At 40.3% G+C, this 19,042-nt stretch carries 13 protein-coding genes and 1 pseudogene; 3 read left to right on the forward strand and 11 right to left on the reverse strand.

Annotated elements, in window-relative coordinates; translation table 11 throughout:
- Positions 1 to 101: 101 nt before the first annotated feature.
- Both serS and BMZ99_RS12790 read right to left on the reverse strand, forming a co-directional pair.
- Positions 102 to 1,376, reverse strand: a complete 1,275-nt coding sequence (gene serS / locus BMZ99_RS12785) for a serine--tRNA ligase (RefSeq protein ID WP_090937742.1) — start codon at positions 1,374 to 1,376, stop codon at positions 102 to 104.
- A gap of 202 nt (positions 1,377 to 1,578) precedes the next feature.
- Positions 1,579 to 2,577: an HD domain-containing phosphohydrolase gene (locus BMZ99_RS12790; protein ID WP_090937744.1), complete on the reverse strand. Its 999-nt coding sequence runs from the start codon at positions 2,575 to 2,577 to the stop codon at positions 1,579 to 1,581.
- 171 nt (positions 2,578 to 2,748) lie between these two features.
- Here BMZ99_RS12790 and BMZ99_RS12795 point away from each other — a divergent pair, with 171 nt between their 5' ends.
- Positions 2,749 to 3,801 (forward strand): YkvI family membrane protein, encoded by a 1,053-nt coding sequence (locus tag BMZ99_RS12795; protein WP_090937747.1) that lies wholly within the window; start codon positions 2,749 to 2,751, stop codon positions 3,799 to 3,801.
- On the opposite strand, the gene BMZ99_RS12800 is transcribed toward BMZ99_RS12795, so the two are convergent.
- Positions 3,777 to 4,643: an NAD(P)/FAD-dependent oxidoreductase gene (locus BMZ99_RS12800; RefSeq protein WP_090937749.1), complete on the reverse strand. Its 867-nt coding sequence runs from the start codon at positions 4,641 to 4,643 to the stop codon at positions 3,777 to 3,779. The genes BMZ99_RS12795 and BMZ99_RS12800 overlap by 25 nt on opposite strands.
- 136 nt (positions 4,644 to 4,779) lie before the next feature.
- Here BMZ99_RS12800 and BMZ99_RS12805 point away from each other — a divergent pair, with 136 nt between their 5' ends.
- On the forward strand, positions 4,780 to 5,085 hold the full coding sequence (locus BMZ99_RS12805) for a hypothetical protein (RefSeq protein ID WP_090937753.1): 306 nt from the start codon (positions 4,780 to 4,782) through the stop codon (positions 5,083 to 5,085).
- A gap of 248 nt (positions 5,086 to 5,333) precedes the next feature.
- Here the strand turns inward: BMZ99_RS12805 and serC are convergent, their stop codons facing one another.
- From serC to BMZ99_RS12845, 8 genes are all read right to left on the reverse strand, one after another.
- Complete coding sequence (gene serC, locus BMZ99_RS12810; RefSeq protein WP_090937755.1) at positions 5,334 to 6,422, reverse strand: 3-phosphoserine/phosphohydroxythreonine transaminase; 1,089 nt, start codon at positions 6,420 to 6,422, stop codon at positions 5,334 to 5,336.
- A gap of 3 nt (positions 6,423 to 6,425) precedes the next feature.
- Positions 6,426 to 7,679 carry a DUF1015 domain-containing protein gene (locus tag BMZ99_RS12815; RefSeq protein ID WP_090937758.1) on the reverse strand — a complete coding sequence of 418 codons (1,254 nt, stop codon included), beginning with the start codon at positions 7,677 to 7,679 and terminating at the stop codon, positions 6,426 to 6,428.
- A gap of 11 nt (positions 7,680 to 7,690) precedes the next feature.
- Positions 7,691 to 9,277, reverse strand: a complete 1,587-nt coding sequence (serA, locus tag BMZ99_RS12820) for a phosphoglycerate dehydrogenase (RefSeq protein WP_090937761.1) — start codon at positions 9,275 to 9,277, stop codon at positions 7,691 to 7,693.
- A gap of 476 nt (positions 9,278 to 9,753) precedes the next feature.
- Positions 9,754 to 10,440, reverse strand: a complete 687-nt coding sequence (locus tag BMZ99_RS12825; RefSeq protein ID WP_090937784.1) for a DUF2225 domain-containing protein — start codon at positions 10,438 to 10,440, stop codon at positions 9,754 to 9,756.
- Positions 10,441 to 10,561: 121 nt separating this feature from the next.
- Positions 10,562 to 12,289 (reverse strand): thiol reductant ABC exporter subunit CydC, encoded by a 1,728-nt coding sequence (cydC, locus tag BMZ99_RS12830; protein WP_090937764.1) that lies wholly within the window; start codon positions 12,287 to 12,289, stop codon positions 10,562 to 10,564.
- Positions 12,286 to 14,016: a thiol reductant ABC exporter subunit CydD gene (cydD, locus tag BMZ99_RS12835; protein WP_090937767.1), complete on the reverse strand. Its 1,731-nt coding sequence runs from the start codon at positions 14,014 to 14,016 to the stop codon at positions 12,286 to 12,288. Before cydD ends, cydC begins: the two co-directional genes overlap by 4 nt.
- Before the next feature lie 332 nt (positions 14,017 to 14,348).
- Positions 14,349 to 15,521, reverse strand: a complete 1,173-nt coding sequence (locus BMZ99_RS12840) for a L,D-transpeptidase (protein WP_090937770.1) — start codon at positions 15,519 to 15,521, stop codon at positions 14,349 to 14,351.
- A 218-nt stretch (positions 15,522 to 15,739) separates the two neighbouring features.
- Positions 15,740 to 18,604 carry an FAD-binding and (Fe-S)-binding domain-containing protein gene (locus BMZ99_RS12845; RefSeq protein WP_090937773.1) on the reverse strand — a complete coding sequence of 955 codons (2,865 nt, stop codon included), beginning with the start codon at positions 18,602 to 18,604 and terminating at the stop codon, positions 15,740 to 15,742.
- A 202-nt stretch (positions 18,605 to 18,806) separates the two neighbouring features.
- Between BMZ99_RS12845 and BMZ99_RS12850 the strand changes: the two are divergent.
- A pseudogene (locus BMZ99_RS12850) lies at positions 18,807 to 19,042 on the forward strand (IS5/IS1182 family transposase); the annotation flags it as partial.

A 19,042-nucleotide genomic window follows, 5' to 3' on the forward strand; every position in this document is an offset into this window, starting at 1 on the left:
GTGAAAAGTACAAAGCGCATACTCCCTTACTTACAATAAAAAGACTTGGCTTATGCCAAGTCTTTTTGCAGGCAAAGAAGCTTTATTCTACCTAGTAAAATTTACTTAGTAGCAATAACATCAACACCCATATATTTCCTTAATACTTCTGGTACAATAACAGAGCCATCAGCCTGCTGATAATTCTCTAAAATGGCCGCCACGGTACGACCGATTGCCAAGCCTGATCCATTAAGAGTATGCACAAACTCTGGTTTAGACTTTGCTTCGCGACGGAACTTAATATCCGCACGACGACCTTGAAAATCCTCAAAATTGGAACAAGATGAAATCTCCCGGTAGGCATTGAAACTAGGGAGCCAGACTTCAATATCATAGGTCTTAGCAGAAGAGAATCCTATATCACCGCTGCATAAAGCTACCGTACGGTAGGGTAAACCTAATAGTTCTAAAATACGTTCTGCATTATGCGTTAATTTTTCTAACTCTTCATAGGAATTTTCAGGTAAAGAGAACTTCACCATCTCTACTTTATTAAACTGATGCTGACGAATCAGCCCACGAGTATCGCGGCCGGCAGCTCCTGCCTCTGCACGAAAACAAGCGCTATACGCAGTATAATATAAAGGCAAATCCTTAGCATCCAAAATTTCACCACGATGGTAATTGGTAATTGGAACTTCAGCGGTAGGGATCAAATAATAATCCAGCCCCTCTAACTTAAACATATCCTCGCCAAATTTAGGCAGCTGTCCCGTACCTGTCATACTGTCTTTATTTGCAATAAATGGAGGGAAAAATTCCGTGTAGCCATGTTCGCCTGTATGTATATCCAGCATAAAACTAATGAGTGATCGTTCTAGCCTGGCACCAAGACCGCGGTAAAAAGTAAAACGTGCGCCTGTAACTTTGCCGCCCCGTTCAAAATCAAGAATATTAAGTTTCTCACCAATTTCCCAGTGAGCTAGCGGCGGCTGCACAAATGTAGGCAAAGTTCCCCATTTGCGTACTTCTACATTATCCTGTTCATCTCGCCCTACAGGTGCCGATTGATGGGGTATATTGGGGATATTCATAATAATCGCCTGTAATTGTCCCTCTACTTCTTTTACCTTACCATCTAATGCAGCAATTTGGTCACCGACCAGACGCATCTGAGATACTAAATTATCCGCATTTTCTTTTGCTTTCTTCAAGCGGCTGATTTCAAGAGAAACGGTGTTACGCGTATTTTTAAGCGTTTCTACCTGCCCTAACAGCTCCCGGCGCTCTTTCTCTAAAGCTAAAAATTCATCCAAACTAAAATTCATACCACGCTTTACTAAGGCTTGCTGAACTTCTTCTGTATGGTCCCTAACAAATTTAACATCAAGCATGCTAACCCTCCTCCTATTCCAGTAAAACCACTAACGCACTCTCTTAGACTAGAGAATACGGAGATTATAATAAAAAACTCCCGCCTGCTATCCAGAAACGAGAGTATTTTTCCGCATCAACACTGCTATGCGATACACAACGGAATAAATCTGTTCTTATACATAAATAGCGTATACCATTATATTCTACAATATTCACTATTTATTGTAAAGTAAGTCTAATACCACCTCCATAATTACATTCTCGAATAAAATCAATAAAAATACTGCTGAGTTCCGGATCAAACTGTCCACCAGCACATTTTTTTATTTCAACTAAGGCTTCCTCGATACTATGAGGACTACAATAACACCTTACACTCGTCATAGCATCATAAGCATCACAGATTGTTAGCATACGACTAATCTGAGGAATTTCTTTTTCCTGTAGTCCATTAGGGTACCCCTTCCCATCATATCGTTCATGATGATGACGAACAATGTGAGCCAACGTAGCAAACTCTTCTACCTCTTGTAAGATATCTGCCCCTTTGGAAGGATGACGTTTTACAATTTCATACTCTGCCTCTGTTAAACGACCTGGCTTATTTAAAATCTCTTCGGAGATACCAATTTTACCTACATCATGAACGATTCCAGCTAAATAAGCCATTGTTACCTCACTATCAGATAACCTCATGTATTCGGTTAAGCCAACAAGCAGTGCAGCAACATTTTCACTATGCTGCATCGTGTAGATATCTCTCACTCCAATTGCTTTGCAAAAGGCTCTAATAATATTCATATTCACAGCATTCAGTTTATTTTCAAACACTTTGAACTTGTCAATTGCAATATAATTGCCTAGAGCATATTCTGGAAGCCCATTCTCATCTCGCAGAATATAGGTATTGACCAAAAACCATTTACCTTCCTTATTGCCAGGCATATTTAAATATACCTCACAGCCACTTATTTCTTGACCAGTAACCATTGTTTCAATTAAGGGACCTTGATAAGCACCGCCAAATTTCTTCACCTTTCCATTACAAAATAGGTCTAGTACAGAATGATGTAAGACGTCCTGCTGCTTCACTTTCCACATATCGCATAATGCCTGATTGAGAAAAACTGACCTAAACTCACTATCAATCACAAGTACGCCGTGAAATAGGCCCATATGAACAGCTTGGGCGATTCGATACGCTATATCTTTTCTCATCTGGCAGCAAACTCCTCTTGTGCATTTTCCCCCAGTTCATTTCCTTCCTAATTAATTTTCTCCCTATACACTATTAAAAAATTCAATTTTTTTTCAATATATCCTGCATAATATCCCAACTTTTTACATAGAAAAAAATATGAGAACTGCCAAGTTCTAAGGAGTGATGCAATGTCCTATCATGTACTTAAGATAGCCAGAATTGCAGCTATCTATGCAGGAACCATTATGGGAGCAGGGTTTGCTTCCGGACAAGAACTCACCCAATTTTTTGTTGTTTATGGCAGCATAGGATTGATTGGTCTCTTGTTCACAACCATTTTATTTGCCTGGCTCGGAATTGCAATTTTAAAGATCAGTTATACCATTAAAGCTACCAGTTATCATCAATTATTATATTACACCTGCGGCAAAAATGTTGGTATCTTATTAGATTGTATCATTACTTTGTCCCTGTTTGGCGTCCTAACAGTTATGCTAGCAGGAAATGGGACTTTATTTCGGGATACTCTGCACCTGCCTTACACTTTGGGAATCGGCATTATGGCCTTGAGTTTGGTACTCACAACACTCTGGGGCATCAACGGTATCGCCACAGCAAACCTCATTATTACACCGCTGTTGGCAACTATCACAAGTTTTGTCGCTATGTACTCGCTATCTTATCATGATTGGAATTTTACAATGGTGCATATATCATCGGCAGCCATTAACATTTCAACTTTTCATTGGCTTCTCTCTAGCTTGCTCTATCTTTCTTATAACTTAGTCATGAGTGCTACCGTATTAGTTCCTCTAGGCGCCCACACTCCCGAACCTTCTATTCGTATAATTGGAAGTATAATTGGCAGCTTGCTGCTATTATTATTAGCTGGTTTAATCATCCTGGTAGTTATGATTCACTATCCCTTATCTCCAGAATTTGAAATTCCTATGCTTCATATTGCAGGCTCACAGCATATTGCCCATCATGCAGCTTATATCTTTACTTTTGCTGCTGCCATGTATACCACTGGTCTAGCATGTCTATATGGATGCGCTACAAAATTAACGGCAGTCACAGGATTATCTAAGACTGCCGCTTTACTCATCGTCATAACATTCAGTATACTTTTCAGTGATATTGGCTTTACTTCTCTGGTTTCCATTGTTTTCACAGCATTTGGTTACGTCACGCTATGGTTTACTTTAAGACTGCTTTATTTATCTTTTTTCCCTAAATAAGTAATCGCACTTAATACTGCCACTAGGCCTTCACCTGTCGCTTTGGCGATCTGCCATGGTTTTCCTGTACAATCACCTGCTGCAAATACCCCTGGAATACTTGTAGACATGTCTCGATTAACTTTGATAACCTCGCCGTCAAGAGCAAGACCTGGAAGTACATTTTCAACCGGATCAGACATGCGAATAATAAATACTCCGTGAACATTTAACTCTTCTTTATCCATTTGTAATTTTTCTACTACTACGTCCCCCAAAATCGTCTGAGGCTTGCCGTTGATTACTTTGATACCGGAACGCAATGGAGCCACATCTTTGTACTGAGGCAGATAATAGACCGTACGGCATAGTTCACTTAAATACTCCGCTTCATGCTCACCTTCACTAGTGTAGGAAATAACAGCTACATCTTTTCCCTTATACATCATACCATCGCAAGTAGCGCAGTAACTTACGCCTTTTCCCAAAAAATTCTTTTCTCCACGAAACAAAGTAGTAGCGACCACACCCGTAGCAATAATTACAGTCCGAGCCTGATACGTTTCTCCTGGCGTCAGTAAAGTGAAAAAATCATCTCCTGGAAAGATATTCACGACTTTTTCTTTTATAATGCTTGGATTATGGGCAGTACAATGAGCTAAAAATTGCTGCATCATCCCTTGGCCTGTAACCTGTGGTACTCCCAAATAATTATCTACAATGTGAGCTTTTTGCAATTTTAGGCTAAAATCCATATGCTCAAATAAAGCAACATTCTTATTGCGAATTCTCCCTGTTAAGGCAGCTGATAAACCCGCTGGTCCTCCGCCAATAATCGCAATGTCAAATATTTCGCTGGACATTTTTCATTCCTCCTAAATTCAATAGTACATTCTCGAAAAATAACTATTTCTAACCATGAATAGGCAGATGATGATACTTTCCGAGAGACTACTTCTACCCATACTGAAAAACTCGAATCGAAAGGCAGCTGATCGTATGTTTAATTACAAACTGATTCGACTTGGTTACAGGCCTGTTTTTTATCTAATGTTTGCTGGTGGTATCTGCACGGGAAGCATTGTCGGTTTGCTATTTGCTATAATGGATCGAAGTTCTCTCGGCTTCTTTGGAGGAGCTTTTATCACTTTTTTAGCCGGTTTGACCTCAGGCATATTCGGCTTAGTCTACACCTTAGTTTTTAATGCCCTGGCACCGACCACAGGAGGCATTCCCCTGCAAATTGCCCCTCTACCTGATGCACCTAATCAAGATCAGTCCTCCTTAGATTTATCAGCAAAATAGCACTTTAATAAAGCTTTTCTATTACTTAATAATTTTTATCGTCTTTTCATTATATTGTATTTCACAGTCTCGCCAATAATCCTGCCACTCTCATTGAATTTTTTAATTGGTATCTGCTCGTTGCATCGTCAATGAGAATTTTCTCTTACTGTCACTAAAGTATTGTTAGAACTCCGAATTAACACAATACGATGAAAGCGGGATACAGTTAATCTGTACTCCCGCTTTCTAACTTTTCTTCCTGTAGTTTACCCGTTTTTCTGTTGAAAATTCAGCATAAATTGCTGCAACGCTTGGCAGCCTTCTATCGTCATGGCATTATACGTGGACGCTCGTAAGCCACCTACAGAACGATGCCCCTTAAGACCAATAAGACCAGCCTTTTCTGCTTCAACAGCAAAGGTCTTTTCCAGATCTTCACTTGGTAAACGGAAAGTAATATTCATCAAAGAACGACTGTCCTTCTGTGCATGACCTATGTAAAAGCCATTGCTGTTATCAATGGTATGATAAACAAGCGCCGCTTTTTCTTCATTACGCTTTTGTATTCCCGCTAACCCACCTTGGCTTTTAACCCATTGCAGTACTAAGTTTAGTACATACACAGAAAAAGCTGGCGGTGTATTATAAAGAGAATCGTTCTTAGCATGGGTTTCATACCGCAGCATCGTCGGAATATCTTTAGGATTATTCTCTAGTAACTCCTTACGAGCAATAACGACGGTCACACCGGAAGGACCTAAATTCTTTTGCGCACCTGCATAAATTAAAGAAAACTTTTCTGCCTCAAAAGGCTTATACAAAATATCCGATGACATATCCGCAATCAATGGCACTTCGCCGAAAGACGGAAGAGTCTTCCACTGTGTACCAAAAATCGTATTATTCGAAGTGATATGAACATAGGCTGGATCGTCGCTAAGTTGAATTTCCTCAAAAGTCGGAATACGCTTATAGTTACCGTCAGCAGTTGTTGCTGCAACATGCGTATTGCCAAATAATTTAGCTTCTTTAAGAGCCTTCTCTGACCAAGCACCTGTCAATATATAATCAGCGGTTTGACCGGAAGGTAAAAAATTCATTGGTATCATAGCAAATTGGGTACTCGCCCCTCCTTGCAAGAACAGCACTCTATAATTATCTCCTAATCCCAGCAAGTCTTTTAAATTAGCTTCCGCTTGACGATTAATCGCTTCATATGCTTTTGAGCGATGGCTAATTTCCAAAATAGACATGCCTGTTTCCTGATAGTTAAGCAATTCCCCTTGTACTTCTTCCAGAACCTCTAAAGGCAATGCTGCTGGACCGGCATTAAAATTAAAAACACGCTGTGCCATCTTCTAGTTTCCTCCATTTATCAAATGTACGGCAATCGCATCCCTAAGCTTTGGTTCAAACCAGGTAGACTTAGGCGGCATAATTTCACCAGCATCAGCAATTGCCATTAAATCTTTAGTAGATGTCGGGAACATTGAGAAAGCAACAACGTATTCCTCACTATCTACTAAACGCTCTAATTCTCCCATGCCGCGAATACCTCCGACAAAGTCAATGCGTTTATCCGTACGAAGATTCCCAATACCTAAAATAGGTTCCAAAAGATTACGCTGCAAAATACTAACATCTAACTTGCCTACAGGATCTGCTTCATCATAACTGCCCGGTTTTGCTACTAATTTATACCATGCTTTATTCAGATACATACCAAAATAATGAGGATATTCTGCTTTACATGAGATTCGAGTACACGGTTCAATTATAAATTGTTCCTGAATCTTTTCGAGGAAAGTATCTTCTGTTAATCCGTTTAAATCTTTTACAACTCGATTATAATCCATAATCTTTGTCATGGTATGAGGGATAATGACTGCCAAAAATCTGGCATAATCTTCTTCACCTGTATGTTCAGGATTATTTGCTTTGCGGGTCTCATAAACTCTGGCAGCTGCTGCAGAACGATGATGCCCATCAGCAATATATAACGACTCAATACGAGCAAATGCCTGTTCAATTGCCTTGATCTTAACAGCATCATCCACAATATACAGCGTGTGGCGATTTCCATCTTCAGTAACAAAATCATACACTGGCTGTTTTGTCATTCCCTGGGCTATAACAGCATTCATATGATCATTTGCCTTGTACGTAATAAATACCGCCCCTGTTTGTGCCTGGGTAGCCATAATATTATTGACTCGATCCTGCTCTTTATCCGGTCTGGTCAACTCATGCTTCTTAATAATATTATTGTTATATTCTACAACAGAGGCCGTTGCCACTAATCCTACCTGGGTATGGCTTCCCATCTGCTGCTTATAAATATAAAAGCAAGGCTTTTCATCTTGAATTAAAATACCTTTTTTTATAAAATCCTGAAGATTTTCATTGGCTTTTTGATAGACCTCTTCTGAATACGGATTCACATCAGGAGCAAGATCTACCTCCGATTTAGTAACTCGCAAAAAACTTAATTCATTTTGGGATGTAATGGCTCTTGCTTCTGCAGAGTCCATTACATCATAAGGCAGAGAAACAACTTTATCTGCCAATTCGGGTGCCGGTCTAAGACCGCGGAAAGGTTTTACACTAGCCATATTTCTTCCTCCTAAATTACACAAAAGTTAATCATTTTTGCTCCTAAGATCCCATCCACAGCTTTTATTTTAAGCATAGTAGCTGCTGGTACATCAGAATCTACACTCATTACCATAATATTGGTACCCGTAACCTCTGTACGGCCAACCTGCATACTGTTAATATTAATCCCATCAGTACCTAAAATGGTACCAACATAACCGATCATTCCTGGACGATCTAAGTGAAGTCCTACAATCAGCCAACCCTGAGGCTCAACATCCACTCGATATCCATCAATCATTACGATACGCCCTTCTTCATGTCCAAACAAAGTTCCGGCTACAACATGAGTCTTCTTATCCGTATACACTCGTACGGTAATCAAATTAGCAAAATTAGCTGTTTCTTTACTTTTTACTTCGCGTATTTTAATGCCACGAGATTTTGCAACTCCTGGAGCATTTACATAATTAATATGCTCTGTCAAAATGGAATTTAGCAAACCTTTAATCATGGCTGTAGTCAGCATTTTTGTATCGACTTCGCTAATTTCCCCATTATATTCTACATCGACTGCAGTTATACGCCCTTCGGCCAAATTAATCGCCAAACAACCCATTTTTTCTGCCAAATTAAAATACGGACGAATGACCTCTAGTACATGAGACTGAATCGGTGCCATATTTACTGCCGTGGCAATAGGTTCCCCCTTCAGCGCTGCAATAATACCTTTTGCCACATCTACGGCTACACCAACTTGCGCTTCTGCTGTAGAAGCTCCTAAGTGAGGTGTTACAATTACCTGATCCAACTTTAACAGAGGATTTTCGGGATTGACAGGTTCCTTCTCAAATACATCGATTGCTGCTCCTGCTACAATACCTTGTTCAACAGCCTCCGCCAAATCCCCTTCATGAATGACACCGCCACGTGCACAGTTTATAATCCGTACATTGGGCTTCATTTTGGCAAAACGCTCCTTGTTTAACAGATACTTCGTTTCAGAGGTAAAGGGTAAATGCAAAGTAATGAAATCAGCCAAAGGGAAAATTTCATCTAATTCCAGCAGTTGGATTCCCATAGCCGCTGCCTGTTCTGCGTTAATAAAAGGATCATACGCTACAACGTTCATTTCCATCGCTAAAGCACGCTTTGCCACACCGGAACCGATACGACCCAATCCTAGAATTCCTAATGTTTTTCCACGCATTTCCACACCCATTAGCTTGCTGCGCAGCCACTGTCCATTTTTCAAACTGGCATGAGCTTGAGGAACATTACGCGCCAGCGCCAACATCATTGCCATTGTATGTTCTGTTGCTGCTATCGTATTTCCTTCTGGTGCATTGAGTACAACTATGCCTTTTTGGGTAGCTGCCTCTACATCAATATTATCAACGCCTACTCCAGCACGACCGATTACTTTTAAATTGGCTGCTGCTTCAATAACGGCTTTAGTTACTTTCGTTTCACTGCGTACTACTAAAGCATCATACTGAGGGATAATTTTAATTAATTCCTCAATTGGTAGTTTTATTTTAACATCTACCTCATATTCTTTTTGTAATATTTCTACCCCTTGCGCTGAAACCGGATCACTTACTAAAACTCTCATTTACATTCCCTCCATACGATTATCATCCTAATGTTATACATTTTCAATACAAATAAACATATTATCTTAAAAAAAGATATAAAAAAAACTCCCATCCCACCAGGGACGAGAGATATTCCCGCGTTGCCACCCAAATTGCTACATATATAGCCAACTCTTATCGCTGTATCGGGCGACACCCGTCATAATTCATCATTAGCCACTCCAGGGCGGAACTAACTGTCAAAATGACCGACTTCCACCACCCGTCGGCTCTCTGTACATTCTGCACACTCAATTTCCCTTTCTTCGTGTTCATGTATCAATTTAAACATATTATATTTTATCACTTTATGAAAGTCAAGTGTATTTTTACAGAAAACAATTTTACAGTCAACGCTTAGTTTTCAACGATTTATTTGTTGCAATTGTATACTAACTGCATTCGCTTACTCATCTTCCACTTTTCTCTTTCGTAACAAAATCATCAATATCACTTATGCATGCTCTTCGTTTGCACGTCTTTCTGCCCTCACATCCTGCCAAGCATCCCTAGCTAAATCTGCAATCCGCTTCTCTTGTCTGGCTTTTGGATTGCTGACCACTTTATTTAAATACAACAGCGCCTTCTCACTCTGATTAGTCCGGCGAAGTAAATCACCAATCAAATACATAATCGTTAGTTCTGTCATTGGACCCACTGGCATATTTTCATGGTCCAAAACATACTCATAATAATCAATCGCCTTAAGCAAAGTGGCCTGTTCCTGCTCTGCCAGCCTAGCCTCTCGATATAGCCAGCCTAGCCGCATATGCAGTCCAGCCAGCCTGCTGGCTGGAACGGCTGCTAACTCGGCACAAACAATTGCCAGCTGATGACTAACAATTGCCTGTTCTCTGCTGCGAGTTCCGCTTAAATCAATTTTCACATTCCGGTCTGCAAAAAAACGTTGTATTCGCTCTGCGGCTACTGGTGAAATATCTTCAAAATAATTATCCTGCGCTGCATAACCGCAATGAGGGCACATCCAGACTTTATAATAATAGGGATTAATATCTTTGTAATAAGAACAAAAATCCGAATCTTGTCTCATCATCACCAAGCGAGATCGCACTCTCGTTACCGGAAATGTTTCTTGACAAATAGGGCATTTTTTTTCTACAGAAAATAAGGTATCCAGCATATTTCCTACTCCATCTCCTATCATAAAAAATCTGTATATCCTAAAAATCGATTGTAAATATCACAGAATGCAATTTAATATACAAATTTTTATGCGTCATGCATCATCTTTTACTAGAATATTATACCACATCACGCTGAAAATTCCATAACTGATAAAATAAACCTTCTTTTTTCAACAATTCTTCTTGGGTTCCCTGCTCAATAATCTTTCCAGTTTCAAGCACAAAAATAGTATCCACATGCGAAAGACCCGTCAAGCGATGCGTAATTAATATAGTAGTACGTCCTGCCATTAACTTAGTAAGAGTCTCCATAATCGCCTCTTCCGTCAAGGAGTCAAGCCCCACAGTCGGCTCATCCAATATGAGTATGGGAGCATTTCGCAATAAAGCTCTGGCAATGGCAATGCGCTGACGCTGCCCTCCAGATAAAGCATAACCATTCTGTCCCACCATTGTATCTAAACCTTGTGGCAGAATTTTTGCGACTTCAGCCAGCTCTGCATTAATTAGTACTTGCTCAAATTCTGCTTCACTGGCATCTGGTTTTGCCAATAAAATATTATCACGAATACTGGCATTAAACATATGGCTTTGTTGAGACACTACACTAAATATCGCTCGGATATCTTGGGAATGATACTTCTTTAACTCATGATTTCCAAGGAGAATATGTCCTTCTTCATACTCCCAAAAGCGCAGTAAAACATACAACAATGTACTTTTTCCGGCCCCGCTTGGCCCTACAATTGCCACACTTTTCCCCGAATCAACAGTAAAGGAAATATTTCGCAAAACTGCTGCCTCATTTTCATGATAACGAAAGCTCAAATTTTTCACTGTAATCGACAAATCTGCCCCTGGTAATATACCTTCGAACCGATCAAGAACCGTCGGTACCCGATCAACAATCGCAAATAGCCGCCTGGCAGCTGCCATGCTTTCAGCAAAAAAATGTACTGTTAAAGGAAGCGGCATCACAGCCTCAAAGCTGCTCTGCACTGTAAGAGCTACCACCGCTAAATAAATTCCTTCCAACTGCCCACTGTGTACTAAGGGTATCGCAAACCACAAGACCAGCCATACCGTAGAATTTACAACGAATAACCCTAAAGCATCAATTATCCCTGACTGGTTCACCACTTTACTTTGAATCTCTGTTAATTCCTCATCAAGTTCAGCAATATGCTGGGCTTGACGGTGAGTCTGTCCAAAAGCGGCAAGCTCCACAATACCAGTAATGCTATCTACTAATTGGGCCTTCATTTGCATCCTTGCAGTAACTAACTCCTCTGCCAAGGATTTTTGTACAATAGAAGCTGCTAGAGGCAAGAATACCCCAAGGAGCATTGCTCCGCATACTAGCACATACACAAAGATCAAGTCAAATTGTGCCAGAAACAAACATGTACCAATTACCACTAAAAGTGCAATAAAAGGAGGAGCCAACACTCGAAGATAGAATTCCTTTAACGTTTCTACATCACTAACAATAGCACTAAAAAGTTCACCGCTTCTCCATTCCAGCAAGCGAGCTGGAGCTAAACCTTCCAGCTTTGTATAAAACCATACACGGACAGTACCTAATAAACGAAACGTGGCATCATGGGAAACATAACGTTCTAAGTAACGAAAAACTGCCCGAGCAATTCCAAAAAAACGAACGCCTACAATGGCAACAGATAACTCTGTAATCGAAGGATGTAGAGCAGCACCAGAAATCAGATATGCGGATGCTGCCATCAATCCAATATTACTTACAACTGTAAAAAAACCAAAGAATCCTGCCATCGCCATTGTCCGCCATGAAGAACCCATAATCTGCAATAAACGTAGGAATATTGTCATTTTCCACCTCTAAAGGCCAATACCATCTGAGAATATAGACCTTCAATCTTCATTAATTCCACATGAGATCCAGCTTCAGCCTGTTTTCCATCATGAAGCACCACGATGGAATGCGCCTTATACACGGTACTCAGTCGATGGGCAATGATTAATACAGTTCGCTTTTTCATCAGTCTGCTCAATGCTTCCTCAATAACAGCTTCACTTTGCGGATCAAGACCTGCAGTAGCCTCGTCTAATAGTAAAAAAGGAGCGTCCTGCAAAAATGCCCTGGCAATGGCAATACGTTTACACTCTCCGCCGCTCAATCCATGTCCGCCTTCTCCCACAAGAGTATCATATCCTTTTGTCAGTCTCATTATAAATTCATGAGCACCAGCATTTTTTGCAGCTTGAATAATCATATCCAAGCTAGCATCTTCTCTCCCTAATCGAATGTTATCCCCCACTGATTTATAAAATAAGTGGGGCGACTGAGGCACATAAGCAACATGCGATAGCCAGTCTTCTAGTTTTATCTGATTCAAATTCATACCGTTCACTATAATACGTCCTTTATCGGGACAAATAAACGCCAATAATAAACTGGCAATCGTACTCTTGCCAGAGCCGCTGGCTCCCACTAAAGCAACCATCTCCCCTGGCTCAATTGCAAATGATACTCCATTTAAAGCCGGACGCTCCCCATTATCATAAGCATAATATACATTATCAAAAGCTATGCTCACTTGCTGCTGTCGAGGTAAAGAAATTGTTTCTTCTCTAGCATCTTGCCTTTGCGTAAAGGATAAAATTGCAAATATACGTTCTGCAGCAGCGCTTCCAGCCATTCCCGCGTGAAAATGAGTACCTAGCTGGCGTAGAGGCAAATAAAACTCAGGAGCTAATAGCAATAAGAAAAAGGCTTGGCCGAAATCCATCTTATAGTACAACAATTTTAGCCCTATGGTTACAGCCACTAAAGCTGTACTGATTGTTGCAACTAGCTCTAATACCAACGCAGATAAAAATGCAATTTTCAACACACTGAGAGTCTTATCACGAAACTCTGAACTCATTCGCTGAATGACCTGTATCTGTTCAATACTGCGTCCAAAAATTTTAAGTACCGTTAAACCTTGCAGCACATCTAAAAAGTGAGCACTTAAACGAGAGAGGGTCTCCCATTGGCGTTTATTAACCCGTTCAGCTGTACGTCCAATCAATATCATAAAGACGGGAATTAATGGCGCTGTCAACAATAAAATAATAGCCGTAGTTATATCGATAGGAAAAACCATAAATAAGACAACGAGAGGAATCATAACGGCAGTAAATAACTGAGGCAAGAATTTAGCAAAATAAGGTTCTAGATTCTCTACACCCTCGACCAGCACATTGATTAATTCTCCTGTTTGCTGCCTCCGGATATACATAGGTCCTAAGGCAAAAAGCGATGTTAAAATTCTTTGACGGATCGACTTTTTGATCTGTGAGGCCAACGAATGAGCCATCACTTCAATCAACCAAACAAATATACTGCGCAAGGCCAGTACAACAAATAAAGCAGCCATCCACTGGCTGACTCCTGCCCAATCCAATTGAGCTAAAAAAACACCATTTATAATTTTAGCCATAAAATCAGCTTGCAATACAGCGAGTATCCCGCCGCCCAGTCCCAAGCCAATCAATATAAAAAACTGTCGCCGCTGCTGCTTCAGCTGATTCATAAGTCGTTTATCAACCATACCTATACTCCTGTCCTTCTATATCTGTTCTTACCATAAGCTTGTCCTAAATAATAAAACATGTAAACGCGAAGATGTGAAAAATATGAAGATTAAAACATAAATAATCGAACCACAGAGGCACAGAGAAAGGATTAATAGAATACATCCCCTCAGCGTATATTCTCGGTGTTAACGTTCCCTTTACTTACCGGAAAAACGGCAGCATGTCATCATGCTGCCGTAGTAGTTTCTTTTGACAGACCAAAGGTTTTGTCAGCGCCAATAACGGTTTAATTCTATAATAACGAGCTTTTTCTCAACATGCAATATTTTTATTTGCAGCACCCTGCTCAATTCCCCTTGCCGAATACAAACGCCGAAAGCTCCCAGCAATTATCAGCTCCTTGCCAAAGCCACATACCACCAAATAGTGTCTGCACATCTTGTTGAGTGACATAAAGGATCTGCCCTTTTACAAAACCAGGCACAACTTGATGATTCGTGTATACTAACTGCTGCTGTTCATCCCATACTACATCCGTTTGGAAGAAATTCGCCACTGCCCAAATGGGAACAAAGTTTTGACTTTGGCTGGAAACAATCTGGCTTGGTAAGAGTACTCCATTCACCTTGAGATGATGCAGTTGAAACAAAGGATTCTGCTGGCCCTTCTGCTTGTCTAAGATACTTTGCAGAGTTTTCGCATCAATGAAGACAGGTATACCGACTTCACGCAGCTTCTTCTCGATTTCAAGGGCTGTTACAGGCTGTCTTTTTAGACCGTATACATCAGGATATATTCCTAAAGCAACTTGCCCTACAGCATTTTTCTCTATTCTCACCAAATCATATTGTATGTATACACGAGTTCCATAAGGAACAGCTTCAAATAGCTCTTCCACGTCAGGTTCAGCCATACGGACGCAGCCGTTTGAAACCCAGCCTCCAATTGCCCATGGCTCATTTGTTCCATGAATACCATATAAAGGGGCAAACTCCATCCAGCGATATCCTAGCGGATTATCAGGACCAGAGGGCACAATTTTTTTACTTTTAGGAGGATACCACCAAGGATTTATCTCCTTATGCAAAATGGTAAAGCTGCCAATTGGTGTAGGTGTCATCGGCTTACCAATCGCCACAGGATAGGTTTTTACCAACTGATTTTCATTATAAAAATCTAAAGTCCGGCTAGGTAAATTTATAACAATTCGGCGAGCTGGCACAACTTCCTTTAGAGTTCTTGAAGAACCTGCCAATCCATCGACGTTCAAGTTTGACTGTAAATAAGCAGGTCCTGCCACAGGCTGCTGAAAAGCAATTACGTAATACTTAGATGAATTTGCAACTGTTACACTCGTACTATTATATTGCCACCCTAACCATACTAGGAATAAGAGAATAGACAAGCTAATCACCAGAGCCATAGTATATTGCACAAAAGCAATCTGCTTGGATAATCGGATAACTTTTTTCTGTTTTTTCTTTAGTAAGCGAGAATACCCCTGCTCCATGTCATCCATTACATCAAACTCCAATATCTTCTATCGTTCTTGTATATTCATCAATATATTCACTATTCTCCCTAACTGTTCCTCTGTCTGCAAAAAATTACGCTACTCATCTTTGATTTTTTAAATACAAAGAAACGTATACCTTCAAGACAATAAAAAAGTTATGCTCCCTATTGTTTATAGGAAGCATAACTTTTTAAGCCCATATTATCGTACTAACGTACTTATTATTTTGCTACTGTACAACGGTCAACTAAGAATACCATGGATTGATAGCTAAGACCGCTGCGATGAGCTAGACCCATTTCACAAGTACGGCTATTGGAATAGCCCGACGTACAATCCGCAGGTAAGCTGTCTTTGAGTTCAGCTAAAGCAGATTCATTTAATTCGGGTACTTCAAATCCCTTATCACCAGCAAATCCGCAGCATCTAACTCGCTCTGGCATGACCACCTTCGTCGCACAAGCTTCTGCTAATTTTTTAAACTTCTCTTTAAGCCCTAATTTAGTGGAACTGCAAGTCACATGCACAGCAATGGTTTCCGGCTGCTGTTTGAATTCCAGCAAGTCAAACAGGTAATCGTGGATAAATTCTACAGGCTCATACATTTTCAGCTTCTTATCCATTACTTTTCTCATACGATAAATACAAGGACTTGTATCACAAACAATAGGATACTCCCCATTGTTACTTACCACTAATAATTCCTTTTCCAATTCACTGCTCATCTTATCAGCCGACTCAAATAACCCTTTACTTTCAAAAGGCATACCGCAGCACAACTTATCCATCTCACGAGGGAAAATGACTTCATAACCGGCTTTTTCCATCAATTGAATCATCGCCTGACTAAGCTGGCGTTTATCCCGATCGCCAGGAGCAGCGCCACCCATAGTACGACTCACACAACTTGGGAAATACACCACCTTACGCCCATCAACACCTTTTTTAGAACGGGAAGGGTCAGGGGTCTGACCAGGCCCTGCCATCCAAGGATTCCATAAAGGAACTTTATGCCCGCTGATGGAATGAAGTCCGCCAGCAATACCGCCCATTAAAGAAGTACCAAGTACGGAATGTGCTATTTTGGCACTAGATAGTCCCATACGTGCCATAGTTGTTACACCAGCAAAATTTTTCGTAATGAAACGTCCAATGGATTTTCCGTTATCTCCCATCAACTGGGCCCGATAATGCTTCGTGTGCTCTCCTGTATTAATCCCTACAGGGCAGGTAGTCGAACATAATCCGTCTGTAGCACAGGTTTCATCACCAAAATAGGAATAATCCTCTTCTAAACGACGAAGCCGTTCTGGGTCTTCTCCAGTTTGGCGTAGTCTGGCAATTTCACGCTGCACCACAATACGCTGTCTTGGAGTAGCTGTAAGGTTCTTAGAAGGACAATTAATTTCACAAAAACCGCATTCAATACATTTATCAATGATCTCATGAGCTTGAGCCATAGGCTTAAGATTTTGGATATACAGCAATTGGTTGTCAGTGATAATAACATCTGGATTTAAGGTATTTTCAGCATCAAATACATTTTTCAATTTGCGCATATAGCTATATGCCGTTTTACCCCATTCCATTTCTACAAATGGTGCCATGTTACGACCTGTACCATGCTCGGCCTTCAGTGATCCGCCATACTCATTGACTACCATGTCACAAACATCTTTTATTAAAGATTGATAGCGTTCAATTTCTTCTTGATTTTTGAAGGTTTGCGTTACAACAAAATGCACATTGCCATCCAAGGCATGTCCATAAATAATACCGTCATCGTAGTTATATTTATTCATTATATTACGCAGTTCTAGCACTGCCTCGGCCATTCTTTCTTTCGGAAAAGCCACATCCTCAATAATAACAGAGGTACCGGGTCTCCTCATCCCGCCAACTGCCGGGAAAATCCCTTTACGAATATGCCAAAGAACTTCATACTCTGCTTTAACATCCGTAAAAGTGATAGGCAATACAGTAGGAAGATGAGCTAAGCGTGCTTTTACAGCTTCAATTAACTGATTTAAAGCATCCTTATCTCCTGCCCGTACCTCTACCAATAAAGAAGCTGCATCGACAGATAGTGTTTTTAAATAATCTGGCATTCCCGGTTCATCCTCTACGGAACGCAGCGATGCTCGATCCATCAGTTCAGCAGCAGCAACCAATTCACGGTCAAGCTCCATTACTGCTAGACATGTGGTATTCATATCAGGAAAAATCATTAATGCTGAAGCTTTATGCTCATGCTCAATGACCGTTTTATAGGTAATTTCAGTAATAAAGCCCAATGTTCCTTCTGAGCCAATCATTAAATGATTAATAATATCAAAAGGATCGGAATAATCAACAAAAGAATTCAAACCATATCCAGTTGTATTTTTAATTTTATATTTACGCTTGATAAGCTGCGTCAATTCTGCATCAGAATTAATTTCATCACGGATTTTTTCGAGTTCTGATATAATAGAAGGATTATTTTTTCTGAATTCTTCGCGTGAAGCTGCGCTTCCCGTATCCAGCACTGAACCATCCGCAAAAATAAGTTTCATGCTCTCAACAGTTTTATAGCTATTATCTGCCGTACCACAGCACATACCACTGGCATTGTTAGCTGCAATACCACCAATCATAGCATTATTAATCGTAGCGGGATCCGGTCCGATCTTGCGCGAATAGGATTTTAAATATGCATTAGCTTCAGAGCCAATAATCCCCGGCTCTAGCGCAATGGATTCACCACCAGGGCTAATGGAATAATTATGCCAGCCTTCTGTAGCAACTAAAAGAACGGAATCCGTAATGGACTGGCCAGATAAGCTTGTCCCTGCTGCACGAAAAGTCACAGGAATTTTCACCTTATTGGCTTGCTTTAGAATATTGGACATTTCTTCTGCATTTTTTATTTTAATTACGATCTTTGGAAGCATGCTATAAAAACTAGCGTCAGCACCATATGCTAATGTGCGAATCGGGTCAATAAAAACACGTTCCCTAGGAATAAACGTTATAACATCATGATAAAAATTCCTATAATTTTCGGGAAGTTTTGCAATATCACTCTCTACCATTTTCATTACCATATCCATCGCCCCCTTTTTAAAATGAAACAAAGACTCCTATTATCACTATACCATAAGTCTACAAAATATACACAATATTTTAACAAAGAAGACTTGATAAAAATCTATAAATGGGGCTGTCGCATTAAGCCAGCCTCCAAAAGCAACAAAAAACGGCAACTGACAAGAGTCAGAAGCCGTTTTTTGTTGTAAAATCAAATTTATGACGAAAAAGAATTTACAACCAGATTATACAGTAAACGAGGATACCTATCAACTATTTCTTCTGCCCATGGATATTGGCGAAATGATCCCGGCAGAAGATTCGGTACGCTTACTCAACGCGGTAATGGAAGGGATGGATTACAGAAAATTGTACGCCGCGTACTCTCGCATGGGGAGAATCGAGAAATCACCGAAACGGTTGTTTAAAGTTCTCGTGTATGGATACATGAACGG

This window comes from Pelosinus propionicus DSM 13327 (genome assembly GCF_900114615.1).
In the GTDB taxonomy this organism is placed as follows: domain Bacteria; phylum Bacillota; class Negativicutes; order DSM-13327; family DSM-13327; genus Pelosinus; species Pelosinus propionicus.

Coding starts and splice junctions, on each gene's coding strand:
- serS (WP_090937742.1), bottom strand. CDS start 1,376: ATGCTTGATGTTAAATTTGTTAGGGACCATACAGAAGAAGTTCAGCAA.
- BMZ99_RS12790 (WP_090937744.1), bottom strand. CDS start 2,577: ATGAGAAAAGATATAGCGTATCGAATCGCCCAAGCTGTTCATATGGGC.
- BMZ99_RS12795 (WP_090937747.1), top strand. CDS start 2,749: ATGTCCTATCATGTACTTAAGATAGCCAGAATTGCAGCTATCTATGCA.
- BMZ99_RS12800 (WP_090937749.1), bottom strand. CDS start 4,643: ATGTCCAGCGAAATATTTGACATTGCGATTATTGGCGGAGGACCAGCG.
- BMZ99_RS12805 (WP_090937753.1), top strand. CDS start 4,780: ATGTTTAATTACAAACTGATTCGACTTGGTTACAGGCCTGTTTTTTAT.
- serC (WP_090937755.1), bottom strand. CDS start 6,422: ATGGCACAGCGTGTTTTTAATTTTAATGCCGGTCCAGCAGCATTGCCT.
- BMZ99_RS12815 (WP_090937758.1), bottom strand. CDS start 7,679: ATGGCTAGTGTAAAACCTTTCCGCGGTCTTAGACCGGCACCCGAATTG.
- serA (WP_090937761.1), bottom strand. CDS start 9,277: ATGAGAGTTTTAGTAAGTGATCCGGTTTCAGCGCAAGGGGTAGAAATA.
- BMZ99_RS12825 (WP_090937784.1), bottom strand. CDS start 10,440: ATGCTGGATACCTTATTTTCTGTAGAAAAAAAATGCCCTATTTGTCAA.
- cydC (WP_090937764.1), bottom strand. CDS start 12,289: ATGACAATATTCCTACGTTTATTGCAGATTATGGGTTCTTCATGGCGG.
- cydD (WP_090937767.1), bottom strand. CDS start 14,016: ATGGTTGATAAACGACTTATGAATCAGCTGAAGCAGCAGCGGCGACAG.
- BMZ99_RS12840 (WP_090937770.1), bottom strand. CDS start 15,521: ATGGATGACATGGAGCAGGGGTATTCTCGCTTACTAAAGAAAAAACAG.
- BMZ99_RS12845 (WP_090937773.1), bottom strand. CDS start 18,604: ATGGTAATGAAAATGGTAGAGAGTGATATTGCAAAACTTCCCGAAAAT.